Consider the following 13,590-nt stretch of genomic DNA (forward strand, 5'->3'; position numbering starts at 1 on the left):
GCCGCTATGAGCACGTATCCAAGACGTCAGGTTCTGGGCGCCGCGGCCGGAGTGGCCGTCGTGGCCACTCTTCCCCTCGCGGCCACGGCCGAAGCGCGACCGGCGGTCGAGCAACACGGTCAGTGGGTTCCCGTCCCCGACCCGATCCCCGTGCCGCTCGACGCGTACACCGACAACGACGGCATCGACACGGCGGCCGCCCCCGGCGGCAGCTTCGACGGCTCGGGGTACACGTTCCCCGGCGAGGAGCTCCCGGCGGGCCCCGTCGAGGTGGACGGCATCGCGTTCGTCTTCCCCTCCGCCGCCGCGGGCGCCCGGAACAACGTGGTGGCCCTCGGCCAGCGCATCGACCTCCCGTGCGGGCGCTATCTCTCGGCCCACTTCCTCACCGCGGGCAGTTACGGCGACGCCTCGGGCCGGGCCACGGTGCACTACGCCGACGGCTCGACGACCACCGCCGGGCTCGGCGGCGCGGACTGGTACGCGACGGGCGGGTCGCTGTCGGCCCCGTACCGCTACCGGCCGGACGGCACGAAGGACGAGCACGGCGTGGGGATCGGCACGGCCGAGGTCTGGATCGACCCCCAGCGCGAGGCGGTCGCCCTCACCCTGCCGACCACCAACCCCGCCGAGGCCGGGAAGGCCTCACTCCACCTCTTCGCCCTCTCCCTCCAACCGGCGGCACAGGGGCGGGCGTTGGCCTTGCGGGACGCGCACTCCACCTTCTCCCTGCTGGAGTCGAGCGGCGCGCAGAGCGTGGAGGCCACGGTCGTCAACGCGGGCACGGTCGCCGTCCTCGCCGGTGACCGGGTGTCGGTCGGCGTCGACGTGCCGGGCGCCCGCACCGTCGAGCCCGCCCACGTCGTCCGCCTCGACCCCGGCGAGCAGGCGCGCGTCCGGGTCGGCATCCGCAGCCGCGTGGGCACGGCACCGGGCACCGCGCGGCACGGAAAGGTGACCGTCACCGGACGTGGGCAGCAAGTCACCTTCGCCGGGCGCGAGTTGACCCTCGGCGTGCCCGACTACCAGCCCACCGAGAGCTCTCTCGCCGGTCACCAGGCCCCGTACTGGTTCCACCGCGCCAAGTTCGGCATCTTCATCCACTGGGGTGTCTACTCGGTGCCCGCCTGGTCTCCGGTCGGCAAGCAGTACGCCGAGTGGTACTGGAACCACCTGCAGAGTCCGGACAACGCGGTGTACGCCTACCACCGGGACACATACGGCGAGAACTTCGCCTACGACGACTTCATCCCGATGTTCACGGCGGAGAAGTTCGACCCCCGGGCCTGGGTGGAACTCTTCCGTGAGGCGGGAGCCCAGTACCACGTCCTCACCTCCAAGCACCACGAGGGCTTCGCCCTGTGGGACACCAAGGTCTCCGACCGCAACGCCGTGAAGATGGGCCCGAAGCGCGATCTGATCCGTGAACTCTTCGACGCCTCGAAGAAGTTCACGCCCGAGCTGCACCGCGGCCTGTACTTCTCCATGCCCGAGTGGTTCAACCCCGACAACCCGTGGATGGGCCACGCCCCGCGCAACCCGTACACCCTGGAGCCGCTCCCGTACACCGGATACACGGCGGGCAAGGACTATGTGAAGGACTATCAGGCCCCGCAGATGCTGGAACTGATCCACGGCTACGACCCGTCCCTCATCTGGTGCGACATCGGCGGCGCGAACGACAGCCTCCATGTCCTGGCCGAGTACTTCAACCACGGCAAGAACAGACCCAAGCCGTACGAGGTGACCGTCAACAACCGCTCGGGCATCGGCTTCCACGACTTCACCACCCCCGAGTACACGACGTACGAGAACACGGTCGTCGCGAAGTGGGAGTCGAGCCGGGGACTCGACCCCTTCAGCTACGGCTACAACAAGGCGACCCCCGACGCCGCCTACATGACCGCCGAGGAGGTCGTCCAGAGCCTGGTCGACATCGTGTCGAAGAACGGCAACTTCCTGCTGGACATCGGCCCCCGCGCGGACGGCACCATCCCGGAGATCATGCAGACCCGGCTGCGCGAGACCGGCCGCTGGCTCAGGACCAACGGCGAGGCGATCTACGACACCACGTACTGGTCGCGGATGGCGCAGCTCGGCGAGGACCTGCGGTTCACGGTCCGGCAGAACGAGGCGTTCTACATCCACTCGCTGACCGAGCCCGGCGCCACACTGACCGTCGAGGCGCCGGTGCCGATCCGCGGCGGGGACAAGGTGACGATGCTCGGTCACGACCGGCCGCTGACCTGGACGGTGAGCGGCGGGTCGCTGGTCGTCGACGTGCCGGAAGCGGCCCGCAAGGCGGGGCAGTACGTGTGGGTGTTCAAGGTGGAATGGCATGGCTGACCGACGCGCCGCACGGTCCGTTCGGAGCAGGTGGACCCGGAGGGTCGTCGGCGGTGTGGTGGCGCTGCTGGTGACGCTCGCCACGCCGGTCCCGGCGCTGGCGCGAACAGCGCAAGCGTGGACGGCGGTGGTGCCTCCCGTCACGGTCCCCGCCCTCTCCAACTGGACACCGGAACAAGGCAGTTACTCCCTCGGCCCCGAATCCCGCATCGTCGCGCGCGACCCCGCGGCACGCCGGGTCGCGGACACCCTCGCCGACGATCTGCGCGCGGCCGGCCACGGCACCGTTCCCGTCGTGCGGCAGGGTGCGCACGCGGGTGACATCGTGATCGGCGTCGACCCCTCCTTGTCGCGGCTCGGCGCGGAGGGCTACGAACTGCGCGCGGGCAAAAACCTGTTGGTGACCGCCGCCGCCGAGACCGGTGCCTTCTACGGCACCCGGACCCTCCTCCAGCTCCTCGCCCGGAGCGACCGCGTGCCCGCCGGGAGCACGGTCGACGTGCCCCAGTACAAGGAACGCGGTGTCGGCGTCTGCGCCTGCTACGTCCACATCTCCACGGCCTGGCTGGAGAACCTCGTACGCGACATGGCGTACCACAAGCTCAACCAGCTGCTGCTCGAACTGAAGGTGAAGAGCGACGCCCACCCCGAGGCCGACACCTGGGGCTACTACACGAAGGACGAGATACGCCGGCTCGTGGCCCTCGGCGAGAAGTACCACGTCGAGATCATCCCGGAGATCAACTCGCCCGGGCACATGGACCCCTGGATCCAGAACCGCCCGGACCTCCAGCTCACCGACGCCGACGGCATGAAACAGCCGGCCCGGCTCGACATCACACAGGACGCGGCCTTCACGTACTACACGAGCCTGATCGACGAGTACGCGCAGGTGTTCACGTCCGGGTCCTGGCACATGGGCGCCGACGAGTACATGCTCGGCTCCGACTTCGCCGAGTACCCGCAGATCCTCGCCTACGCACGGGCCAGGTACGGCGTGAACGCCACCCCGCAGGACGCGTTCATCGACTTCGTCAACCGCGTCCAGGCCTACGCGGCGGCCAAGGGCAAGAAGCTGCGCATCTGGAACGACGGTCTCACCGGCGCCAATACCGTGCCCGTCACGGCCGGTACGACGGTCGAGCACTGGCTGAACGTGGCGACCAAGCCCAGCCGACTCATCGCCCAAGGCTATCCGTTGATGAACGCCGCCTACTCCCTCTACCTCGTCCGCGGCGGCTTCCACACCGACACGAAGGCGCTGTACGACCAGAGCTGGGACCCGCGCAGTTTCGAGGGCGAGAAGCTCGCCTCACGCGCGGGCGTCACCGGGGCGAAGATCAGCCTCTGGCCGGACAACGGGCGCGGGGAGACCGAGAACGAGGTCGCGACGGCCATGGACCCGGCCCTGCGGCACCTCGCCCAGGTCACCTGGAGCTCGGCACACCCCGACCCGACGTACGCCGAGTTCACCGCGCGCGGTGTGGCCGTGGGGCACGCGCCCGGGTGGCGGGACCTGACCCGCGTGCCGGTGGCCGAAGGGACGTACACCTTCCGCGGTGGGGCCGCGACCGTCGATCTCCAGGTCCGGCGGACCACGGACGGCTATGTGACCCTGCGGTCCACGACGAGCGGCGGCTGTCTGGAGGTGAGCGGCGGAAAGCTCACGCTGAACGTGCCCCTGGACCCCGGTGTCGAGGTGACCGAATCGCCGTGCGTCGCCGCGGACACCTTGCAGCGCTGGGAGCTGGATCCGGTGCGCGGCGGCGGATACCGGCTCGTCAACGCGATCACACGGATGGCGGTGCACGTGACGGACGCGGGGCGGCTCCTCCAGTACCCGCCGGACCAAGAGCCGCCTTCCGTCTGGCAGTTGACCATTCACTGAGGTGAGGACACCCGACCCCATGGCCATCTCCAGACGCCTCTTCGTCCTGGCATCCACCGCCCTCGTCGCGTCCACCGGCACATCCGTCGCCCTCGCGGCCCCCGGCGAGGCTCCCTCCCGCATCCCCGTCAGCCCCTCCGACACCGAGGACGACCTGGTCCGCAAGGCCTCCCAAGTCCGGCCCACTGCACGGCAGATCGCCTGGCAGAACCTCGGACGCACCGCCTTTCTGCACTTCGGCGTGAACACCTTCACCGGCCTGGAGTGGGGCACCGGTGACGAGGACCCGGACGTCTTCCAGCCCGTCGGTCTCGACACCGACCAGTGGGCCCGCGCCCTGCGCGACGGCGGCTTCGAGCTCGCCATCCTCACCGTCAAGCACCACGACGGGTTCGTCCTGCACCCGTCGCGCTACACCGACCACTCGGTGGCGTCGAGCAGTTGGCGCGGCGGGCGGGGCGACGTGCTGCGCTCCTTCGCCGACTCGATGCGCCGCCACGGGATCAAGGTCGGCGTCTACGTCTCACCGGCCGACGAGAACCAGTACCTGCACGGCGTGTACGCCAACGGCAGCGCGCGCACGGAGCGCACCGTCCCGACGCTCGTCGACGGCGACGACCGTACGAACCCGAGGACGTTCACGCTGGACGCCACCGACTACGGCGCCCATATGCTCAACCAGCTCTACGAAGTGCTCACCGAGTACGGACCCGTCGACGAGGTGTGGTTCGACGGAGCACAGGGCCGCATTCCGCCCGACAAGGTGGAGAAGTACGACTGGGACAGCTGGTACGCGCTGGTGCGGGCCCTCGCCCCCGACGCCTCGATCGCGGTGTCCGGGCCCGATGTGCGCTGGGTCGGCAACGAGGGCGGGCTCGCCCGCGAGGACGAGTGGAGCGTCGTACCGGTCACGGAGAAGGACAACGGCCGCACGGACTACGCGCTGGCCTACGACGCACCCGACGAGGGCAGCCGGGCCGCGCTCGTGGCGGCCCGGCCGGTGGCCGACTATCTCCAGTGGTGGCCGGCCGAGTGCGATGTGTCCATCCGCGACGGCTGGTTCTACCACGCCGACCAACAGCCCAAGAGCGTGGACGAGTTGACCGACATCTACTTCCGCTCGGTCGGCCGCAACTCGGTGCTGCTGCTCAACATCCCACCCGACACGCAGGGATTGCTGCCTGCCGCCGACGTGGTGCGGCTGCGCGAGTTCCGCGAACGCGTCGAGGCGGAGCTGCCGGAGGATCTGTCCCGTGGGGCCGTGGTCCGCTCCTCCCCGAGGATCTTCACCGTCGACCTCGGTACGGAGCACGAGGTGGACCGGATCCGGCTCGCGGAGGACATCCGGCACGGCCAGCAGGTGGAGAGCTTCGTGGTCGAGGCGTACGGAGCGGGCGCCTGGAGCCGCGTGGCCGGGGCGGGCACGATCGGAGCGAGCCGGATCCTGCTGCTCCCGGTGCCCGTACGGGCCCGGCACTGGCGCCTTCGAGTGACGGGGGCACGGCAGACCGCGCGGATCGCGGAGTTCGCGCTGTATCGCTCACGGAGCTGACACGTACGGGGGTGGATGCCCCGCACGGCGTCCACCCCGCACCGTCGCCGGCTCCGCGTCCACCCCTCACCCGCTCAAGCCCCGCAGAGCCCCGTACTCTCCCGTTCGATCAGCCGCGGCACCGGTACCTGCACCGTCCGGGCCGGACCGCCGTCCAGTAGTGCGGTGAGTTCCTGGGCGGCCGTGCGGCCGAACTGGACGGTGTCGCGGGAGAGGGCGGACAGCCAGGGTTTGACCATGCGGCACAGGGGCGAGTCCTCCCAGGCGACGACCGAGACGTCGCCCGGCACGGAGAAGCCGAGTTCCGTGGCGGCGGCGACGCCGGCGACGGCCATCACGTCGTTGTCGTAGACCAGCGCGGTCGGCGGGGTGCCGCTCTCCAGGACGCGGCGGGTGACGGCGGCGCCCTCCGCGTCCGAGTAGTCCGTGGGGACCGAGCGCACCTCCGTCAGCCCCCGCCGCTCGGCCTCCGCGCGCAGGGTGCGGATCCGGCGCTCGGTGTGGGCGAGCCCCGGCAGGCCCGCGATGTGCACGATCCGACGGTGGCCGCGCGCGTACAGCTCGTCCACCACCGCAGCCATCGCGCCCGCGTCGTCCGCCCAGACGGTGGAGATCCCCGGGTGCCCCGCGTCCGGTACACCGCCGATCACCACGGCGGGCAGACCCAGCTCCTCGAGGAGGTCCGGGCGCGGATCGTCGGTCCGCGGGTCGACGACCATGACTCCGTCCACACGGTGCTCGGCCCACCAGCGCCGGTAGACCCCGCACTCGTCGGCCACGTCCTCCACCACCTGGAACAGCAGGCCGAGATGGCGCTCGGCCAGCACCTCCTGGATGCCGGAGATCAGCTGCAGGAAGAACGAGTCCACGCCCAGGGTGTCGGCGGGGCGGGCCACCACGAGACCGACCGTCGCCGCGCCCTCGCCGGACAGCTGGCGCGCCGCCGTACTCGGCCGCCAGCCCAGCTGTTCGGCCACGCGACGGACCCGGTCGCGGGTGATCTCGGAGACCCCGGGCCGGTCGTTGAGCGCGAAGGAGACCGCGCTCTCGGAGACCCCGGCGCGCTGTGCGATGTCCTTCATCGTCGGTCGGCGCGCGGGTGACCGCTTGGCTGGCAACCCTGTTCCCCGTTCTGCTGAGCTGGTGTACTAATGCGCTTGAGCTGAGGCAATCTAAAGCGCATTAGTGATCGATTGCAAGAGGCTGGGGGAACGTCTGTGACCAGCCATGTTGTGGCACTAATGAATTTAGCTGAGCCAAATCCATTGACTTGCCCGGCGAGTTGGCTGCAAGGTCTGCCCCGGCACCGTTATCCCTGCTGCAAGAGGAGCCCCATCCGTGCGCATCTCCCGCAGAGCTCTCGCCGCCGCTGCCACCGTCGCCGTCCTCCTGCCGCTGAGTGCCTGCGGCTCCGGGAGTGACGGCAGTGGTTCGACGGACGCCTCCGGCAAGGTCGAAGGCGACATCACCTTCCAGACCTGGAACCTGAGGGCCAACTTCAAGCCGTACTTCGAGGGCGTGATCGCCGACTTCGAGAAGAGGTACCCCGGCACCCATGTGAAGTGGGTCGACCAGCCCGCCGAGGGCTACGCCGACAAGATCAGCGCGGACGCGGCCGGCGGCACCCTGCCCGACGTCGTCAACGTCTCGCCGGACCTCGTCGCCCCGCTCGCCAAGGCGGGCCTCGCCCTCGACCTCGACAAGTCCGCCGGGCAGTACAAGAAGGAGTACCTGGACGGCGCCTGGGCCAGCCACCAGATACCGGGCATGACCGGCACGTACGCCTTCCCCTGGTACCTCAACACCGGCCCGCTCTTCTACAACAAGTCCCTGTTCAAGGAGGCCGGCCTCGACGCCTCCAAGCCGCCGACGACGTACGACGAACTCTTCGCCGACGCCCTGCAGCTGGCGAAGAAGAGCGACGGCAAGGTCGCCACCCTCGCCAACGTGCCCACCGTCGAGGACTTCGGCCGCTACGGCGTCGAGCTGATGAACAAGGAAGGCACCGCCTTCGCCTTCAACGACGCCAAGGGAGTCGAACTCCTCACCAAGTACAAGGAGTTGTACGACGCGAAGGCGCTCGACCCGCAGGCGCTGACCGCGACCCCGGAGTCCTCGGGCAAGAAGTTCCTCACCGAGGCCGTCGCCATGAACCCCGGCAGCGCCCTGGACCTCGGCAACTTCAAGAAGCAGGCCCCGAACCTCTACAAGAACATCGGCATCACGGACCAGATCACCAGCACCGGCAAGGTGAACATGTACGTGATGGGCGTGATGGTCAACTCGCGCACCAAGCACACCCCCGCCTCGGTCGCCTTCGCGCACTTCGTCACCGACGCGCAGAACCAGATGTCCTTCGCCAAGAAGGTCGCGATCTTCCCGAGCACCGCGGGCTCGCTCGACGACCCGTACTTCACCAAGGAGGACGGCACCGACGAGACCCGCGTGCGGATCGCCGCCGCCAAGTCCTTGAAGAACGCGGTCAACTACACGCCGGTCCTGTTCAGCGAGCAGATGAAGACCGCGCTGCGCAACGAGGTCGCGAAGGCCCTGCAGGGCAAGGAGAGCCCCAAGACGGCTCTTGACAACGCTGTCAAGGCCTGCGACACGCTGCTCAAGCAGCAGGGCTGAGCGGGGCCATGGCGAGTTCCTCCAGCACCGCCCGGGTACGGCGCCAACTGCCGACCAGCCCCTGGCTGTTCGCCGCTCCCGGCCTCCTGGTCGTGGGCGTGTTCATCCTCTATCCGTTCGTCTCGACCGTGGTCAACGCCTTCACCGACCGCCGCACCCTGATCCCGGGCACGTTCGTGGGCCTCGCCAACTTCCGCGAACTGCTGCACGACGACATGTTCTGGATCGGGCTGCGCAACAGCACGCTGTACGTCCTCGGGGTCGTCCCCGCGCTCGTCCTGCTGCCGTTGCTGCTCGCGCTGCTGGTCCAGAAGAACATCCCCGGCATCACCTTCTTCCGGTCGGCCTTCTACACCCCGGTGGTCGCGTCCATCGTCGTGGTCGGCCTGATCTGGGTGTGGCTCCTGGACGAACGCGGCCTGGTGAACTCGCTGTTGGAGTCGATCGGCGTCGGCAGGGTCGGCTTCCTCAGCGACCAGTGGCTGCTCCTGCTGAGCGCCATGGCCGTCACGGTCTGGAAGGGCCTCGGCTACTACATGATCATCTATCTCGCCGCGCTCGCCAACGTGCCACGCGAGCTGCACGAGGCAGCGTCGGTCGACGGCGCGGGCGCGGTCCGTCGCTTCCTCACGGTCACCGTGCCCGCCGTCCGCTCCACCATGGTGCTGGTCGCCGCGCTCTCCTCGGTCGCCGCCTTCAAGGTGTTCTCCGAGGTGTACCTGATGGCGGGCCCGGACGGCGGCCCGGCGGGCGAGGACACCACCCTCGTCATGCTCGTCCAGCGCACCGGCACCGGACTGACCGGCCGGGTCGGCTACGCCTCCGCCATCTCGGTCGTCGTCTTCGTCGTCACCGTCGCGCTGATGCTGCTCGTGCTGCGCGCCGACCGCAAGGAGGACGCGTGAGCGCGCCGCAAGGAGGACGTGTGAGCGCGCGGGAAGAGGGACGTGTGAGCGTGCTGGAGAAGGAGCGCGACGTCGAGCGGCGTCCGCCGGCCGAGCGCGGGCCCCGTCGGCGCCGTATCACCGACGAGCACGGCCGCCGTGTCCGCGGCTGGGAACTCGCCCTGCGCTACCTGCTGTTGCTCGCCGTCCTCGCCCTGACCGTCGGCCCGTTCCTGTGGCAGCTGTCCACCTCGCTCAAGGGCCCGACCGAGGACATCTTCAGCTCACCGCCGAAGTTCCTGCCGGGCGATCCCACGCTGCACAACTACAAGCGGGTGGCCGACACCATCCCCGTCTGGGACTACGCCTTCAACTCCCTGAAGGTCGCGGGCACCAACGTCGTCACCAACTGCGTCGGTTCGGCCCTCGCGGGCTACGCCCTGGCCCGCCTGCGCTACCGGGGCAGGCGCGTGGCGACCCTCGTCTTCATCCTCGCGATGCTGGTCCCCGTCGAGGGCATCATCATCGCCCAGTTCACCACCATGCGTGAGCTCGGCCTGAACAACACGCTCATCGGGGTCGTCCTGCCCGGCTGCATCGGCGCGATGAACGTTTTGCTGATGCGCAACGCCTTCCTCAACCTGCCGTACGAGATCGAGGAGGCGGCCTTCGTGGACGGCGCCAACACCTGGCAGCGGTTCCTGCGGATCGCGCTGCCCTCGGTGAAGGGCACGCTCGCCGTCGTCGCGATCTTCGCCTTCATGGGCGCCTGGGACGACTTCCTGTGGCCGCTCATCGTGCTCAGCGACCCCTCGAAGTTCACCCTCACCATCGGCCTCAACTATCTGCACGGCACCTTCGCCAACGACGAACGGCTCGTCGCCGCGGGCACGATCATCGCCGTGGCGCCGCTCATCGCCCTCTTCGCCTGCCTGCAGCGGTACTTCTTCCGCGGGGTGGGGGAGGGCGCCGTCAAGGGCTGACCTCCCGTACCCCCGATTCGCTTCGCGAGGATCCCGCATGCCTTCTGCCGTGCGCTTCGGCGTCAACTACACGCCCAGCGAAGGGTGGTTCCACCACTGGCTCGACTTCGACCTCGACTCCGTACGCGCCGACCTCGACTCCATCGCCGCGCTGGGCCTCGACCACATCCGGGTCTTCCCGCTGTGGCCCTACTTCCAGCCCAACCGCGCGCTGATCCGCCCGCGCGCCGTCGAGCAACTGCTCCAGCTCGTCGACGCGGCCGGAGAGCGGGGGCTCGACGTCAACGTGGACGGTCTGCAGGGGCACCTGTCGAGCTTCGACTTCCTGCCCGCGTGGACGCGGACCTGGCACCGGCGCAACCTGTTCACCGACCCGGAGGTCCTCGACGGCCAGGCGGCCTATCTGCGCACGCTCGCCGCGGCCCTCGCCGACCGCCCGCACTTCATCGGCATGACGCTCGGCAACGAGGTCAACCAGTTCTCGGCGGGCCCGCCCCATCCGGACCCCGACCGGGCGAGCAGCGCCCAGATCGACGACTGGCTGGAGCGGATGCTCGCCGCCTGCGAGGAGGGCGCCCCCGGCAGGCTGCATCTGCACGCCGAGTACGACGCCACCTGGTACCAGGACGACATGCCGTTCACCCCGGCCCAGGCCGCCCGCCGCGGCGCCGTCACGGCCGTACATTCCTGGGTCTTCAACGGCACCGCCCAGCGGCACGGCCGTACCTCCGTGCCGACCGAACACCACGCCGCGTATCTGATCGAGCTGAGCAAGGCCTGGGCCGACGACCCGCACCGGCCCGTCTGGCTCCAGGAGGTCGGCGCGCCCGCCCCCCTGATCCCGCCCGAGCACGCCGCGTCCTTCACCGAGGCCACCGTCGCGGCCGCGCTGGACTGCCCCGACCTGTGGGGCATCACCTGGTGGTGCTCCCACGACGTCTCGCGCGACCTCGCCGACTTCCCCGAACTCGAATACGGGCTAGGCCTGTTGACCAACGACCGGCGCCCCAAGGACAGCGCGCGGGCGCTGGCCCGCGCGGCCCGCGAGCACCACCACACGCCCGCCCCCCGCACCACGGCGCTGATCGTCCCCGCCGACCCCGCCGTCCGCTCGCTCTGCGCCCCGGGTGGCCCCGTCTTCGAGGCGTTCTTCCGGCTCACCGCCGACGGCGCCCGCCCCACCACCGTCCTCGACGCGCGCGCGGACGACAAGGAACACCTCACCGCGCGCGGCATCACCGAAGTCGTCAGTCCCGATCAGGTACTCCCCCTCACACAAGGAGAAACCCGCTCGTGAACCCCACCAGACGCACCGTCCTGCTCGCCGGCGCGGCCGCCGCGCTGCTGCCCGCCCTGCCCGGTCTGCCCGCGGTCGCGGCGACCGAGGCCGCCGCGACCGCGGCACCGCCGTACGCCTCCTACTGGTACCCCGACTCGCTGCCCTCGGGCACCCCTGGCACCGGCATCACCTGGCGCAGTCTCAAGGCATGGAGCGCCGCCACCGACGCCGACCTCGCGTTCAACGCCTCGACCGTGCCGCTCGCCGCGCGCTTCGCGCCGACCCCGGCCAACACGACCGCCCGCAGCGGCCAGGCCCGTATCCAGTCCCTCGTCTCCTTCGGCCCCACGTCGAGCAACCCCTCGCAGGGCGCCGCCACCGCCGACTACTACGCCCTCACCCACTGGGCGTACCTGGATGAACTCGTCTTCTGGGGCGGCTCGGCGGGCGAGGGCCTGATCCTCGCGCCGAACGCCCCGATCGTCGACGCGGCCCATCGGCACGGCGTGCCCGTCCTCGGCAATGTCTTCCTGCCGCCCGTCGCCTACGGCGGACAGCTCCAGTGGACCCGCGACCTGGTGCAGAAGGACTCCACCGGGCACTACCCCCTCGCCGCGCAGCTCGTCGCGGTGGCGGCGGCGTACGGCTTCGACGGCTGGTTCATCAACGCGGAGACCAGCGGCGGGAACACCGCGCTCGCCGCCGCCATGCGCGGCTTCATGAACGAACTGAAGACGCTCGGGACGGCCCAGGGTCAGCGCGTCACCTGGTACGACGCGATGACCGTGAGCGGCTCGGTGAGCTGGCAGGGCGCCCTGAACAACCAGAACAAGACGTTCTTCCAGGCCGCCGACTCCATGTTCGTCGACTTCCGCTGGTCGCAGAGCAGCCTGGCCTCCTCCGCGACGACCGCCCAGCAACTCGGGCGCAGTCCCTACGAGTTGTGGGCGGGCGTCGACGTCGAGGCCAATGGCACCGGCGCGTCCGTCAATTGGGACGCCATCGTGCCGAGCACCAAGGCCCACGTCACCTCGCTCGGCCTCTACCGGCCCGAGTGGACCCGCAACCACCTGCCCGCGACCCGTACCCCCGGCGACTTCCACGCCGCCGACGACCTGTTCTGGACCGGCTCCTCGCTCGACCCCTCCAAGCCCAGCACGAGCGCGAGCTGGCGGGCCCCGGCCGTCTCCGTCGCCGACCGCTCGACGGTCGCCTCGCTTCCGTTCGCGACCGTCTTCAACACCGGCCACGGGCTGAAGTGGTACGAGGACGGCGAGGCCACCTCGGACAAGCCCTGGAACCACCTCGGCCTCCAGGACCGGCTGCCCTCCCGCCGCTGGGTCGTGCGGACGAACGGACAGCGCCCCGCCGTCACCTTCGACTTCGCGGACGCCTGGCGGGGCGGAAGCAGCCTGCTCGTCGACGGCGCCCTCGACGCGCCCACCACGCTGGACCTGTACGCGACGAGGCTGCCGCTCACCGCGGACACGGTGGTCGAGCTCACCTACCGCACGGACGCGGGCGCCGCCGCCGTGGAGCTGGCCGTCGCCACCGCCGAGCCGAGCGCGGCGGGCGGGGCGCCCCCGTACTCGTACTTCCCGCTCACGTCCTCGGGCGACGGCTGGCAGACCGTCACAGTGCCGCTGACCGGACTCACCGGGACCGTGCACGCGCTGGGCGTGCGGCTGACGGCGAGCAGTGGTCCGGTGCGCTGGCGTCTCGGCGGGCTCGCGGTGCGTGATGCCATGCTCACCCCCGCCGCACCCACCGACCTGCGCGTCACCGGCGCCGACGGCGGCAACCTGCGCTTCGCCTGGCAGGGCGCCCCCGGCGCAGTACGCCATTACGAGCTGTACCGGACGCTCCCCGACGGCACCCGCCGCTTCCTCGGCGGCACCTGCCAGAGCGCGTTCTACGTCGGCGGTCTCACCGCCGAGCAGGGCGAGTCGTCCGGGGGGTTCGAAGTGCGCGCGGTGGGGGAGCTGTTCACCGTCTCGACCGCCGCCACGACCACCCACACCTGGTAG

The 13,590-nt window shown here is 70.2% G+C and carries 9 protein-coding genes; 8 read left to right on the top strand and 1 reads right to left on the bottom strand.

Translation table 11 applies throughout. The features are described from left to right. Nucleotides 1-6 precede the first annotated feature (6 nt). From OG798_RS45135 to OG798_RS45145, 3 genes are read left to right on the top strand one after another with little or no spacing between them, the layout of a single operon-like run. Nucleotides 7-2,346, top strand: a complete 2,340-nt coding sequence (locus tag OG798_RS45135; protein WP_328758939.1) for an alpha-L-fucosidase — start codon at nt 7-9, stop codon at nt 2,344-2,346. Next, nucleotides 2,339-4,234, top strand: coding sequence for a family 20 glycosylhydrolase (locus OG798_RS45140; RefSeq protein ID WP_328758940.1), 1,896 nt, complete (start codon nt 2,339-2,341; stop codon nt 4,232-4,234). The genes OG798_RS45135 and OG798_RS45140 overlap by 8 nt, the downstream gene beginning before the upstream one ends. Nucleotides 4,235-4,253: 19 nt before the next feature. Further along, nucleotides 4,254-5,786: an alpha-L-fucosidase gene (locus OG798_RS45145; RefSeq protein WP_328758941.1), complete on the top strand. Its 1,533-nt coding sequence runs from the start codon at nt 4,254-4,256 to the stop codon at nt 5,784-5,786. Nucleotides 5,787-5,860: 74 nt separating this feature from the next. On the opposite strand, the gene OG798_RS45150 is transcribed toward OG798_RS45145, so the two are convergent. Beyond that, nucleotides 5,861-6,904 (bottom strand): LacI family DNA-binding transcriptional regulator, encoded by a 1,044-nt coding sequence (locus tag OG798_RS45150; protein WP_095851222.1) that lies wholly within the window; start codon nt 6,902-6,904, stop codon nt 5,861-5,863. 220 nt (nt 6,905-7,124) lie between these two features. Between OG798_RS45150 and OG798_RS45155 the strand changes: the two genes are divergently transcribed. Genes OG798_RS45155 through OG798_RS45175 form a run of 5 tightly spaced genes read left to right on the top strand, consistent with a single transcriptional unit; the run spans nt 7,125 to nt 13,590 of the window. After that, nucleotides 7,125-8,417, top strand: a complete 1,293-nt coding sequence (locus tag OG798_RS45155) for an ABC transporter substrate-binding protein (RefSeq protein WP_328758942.1) — start codon at nt 7,125-7,127, stop codon at nt 8,415-8,417. 8 nt (nt 8,418-8,425) lie between these two features. Beyond that, a complete protein-coding gene (locus OG798_RS45160) occupies nt 8,426-9,322 on the top strand; it encodes a carbohydrate ABC transporter permease (RefSeq protein ID WP_054234950.1) in 897 nt (298 codons plus the stop codon). Between the two features lie 44 nt (nt 9,323-9,366). Then, on the top strand, nt 9,367-10,284 hold the full coding sequence (locus OG798_RS45165) for a carbohydrate ABC transporter permease (protein ID WP_383120344.1): 918 nt from the start codon (nt 9,367-9,369) through the stop codon (nt 10,282-10,284). A 37-nt stretch (nt 10,285-10,321) separates the two neighbouring features. Then, complete coding sequence (locus tag OG798_RS45170) at nt 10,322-11,581, top strand: glycoside hydrolase 5 family protein (protein WP_261685037.1); 1,260 nt, start codon at nt 10,322-10,324, stop codon at nt 11,579-11,581. Next, nucleotides 11,578-13,590, top strand: a complete 2,013-nt coding sequence (locus OG798_RS45175; RefSeq protein WP_328758944.1) for an endo-beta-N-acetylglucosaminidase — start codon at nt 11,578-11,580, stop codon at nt 13,588-13,590. Before OG798_RS45170 ends, OG798_RS45175 begins: the two co-directional genes overlap by 4 nt.

Source organism: Streptomyces sp. NBC_00271, assembly GCF_036178845.1.
GTDB lineage: Bacteria > Actinomycetota > Actinomycetes > Streptomycetales > Streptomycetaceae > Streptomyces.

Excerpts from the sequence above, each read along its gene's own strand:
- OG798_RS45135 (WP_328758939.1), top strand. The coding sequence starts at position 7 with ATGAGCACGTATCCAAGACGTCAGGTTCTGGGCGCCGCGGCCGGAGTG.
- OG798_RS45140 (WP_328758940.1), top strand. The coding sequence starts at position 2,339 with ATGGCTGACCGACGCGCCGCACGGTCCGTTCGGAGCAGGTGGACCCGG.
- OG798_RS45145 (WP_328758941.1), top strand. The coding sequence starts at position 4,254 with ATGGCCATCTCCAGACGCCTCTTCGTCCTGGCATCCACCGCCCTCGTC.
- OG798_RS45160 (WP_054234950.1), top strand. The coding sequence starts at position 8,426 with ATGGCGAGTTCCTCCAGCACCGCCCGGGTACGGCGCCAACTGCCGACC.
- OG798_RS45170 (WP_261685037.1), top strand. The coding sequence starts at position 10,322 with ATGCCTTCTGCCGTGCGCTTCGGCGTCAACTACACGCCCAGCGAAGGG.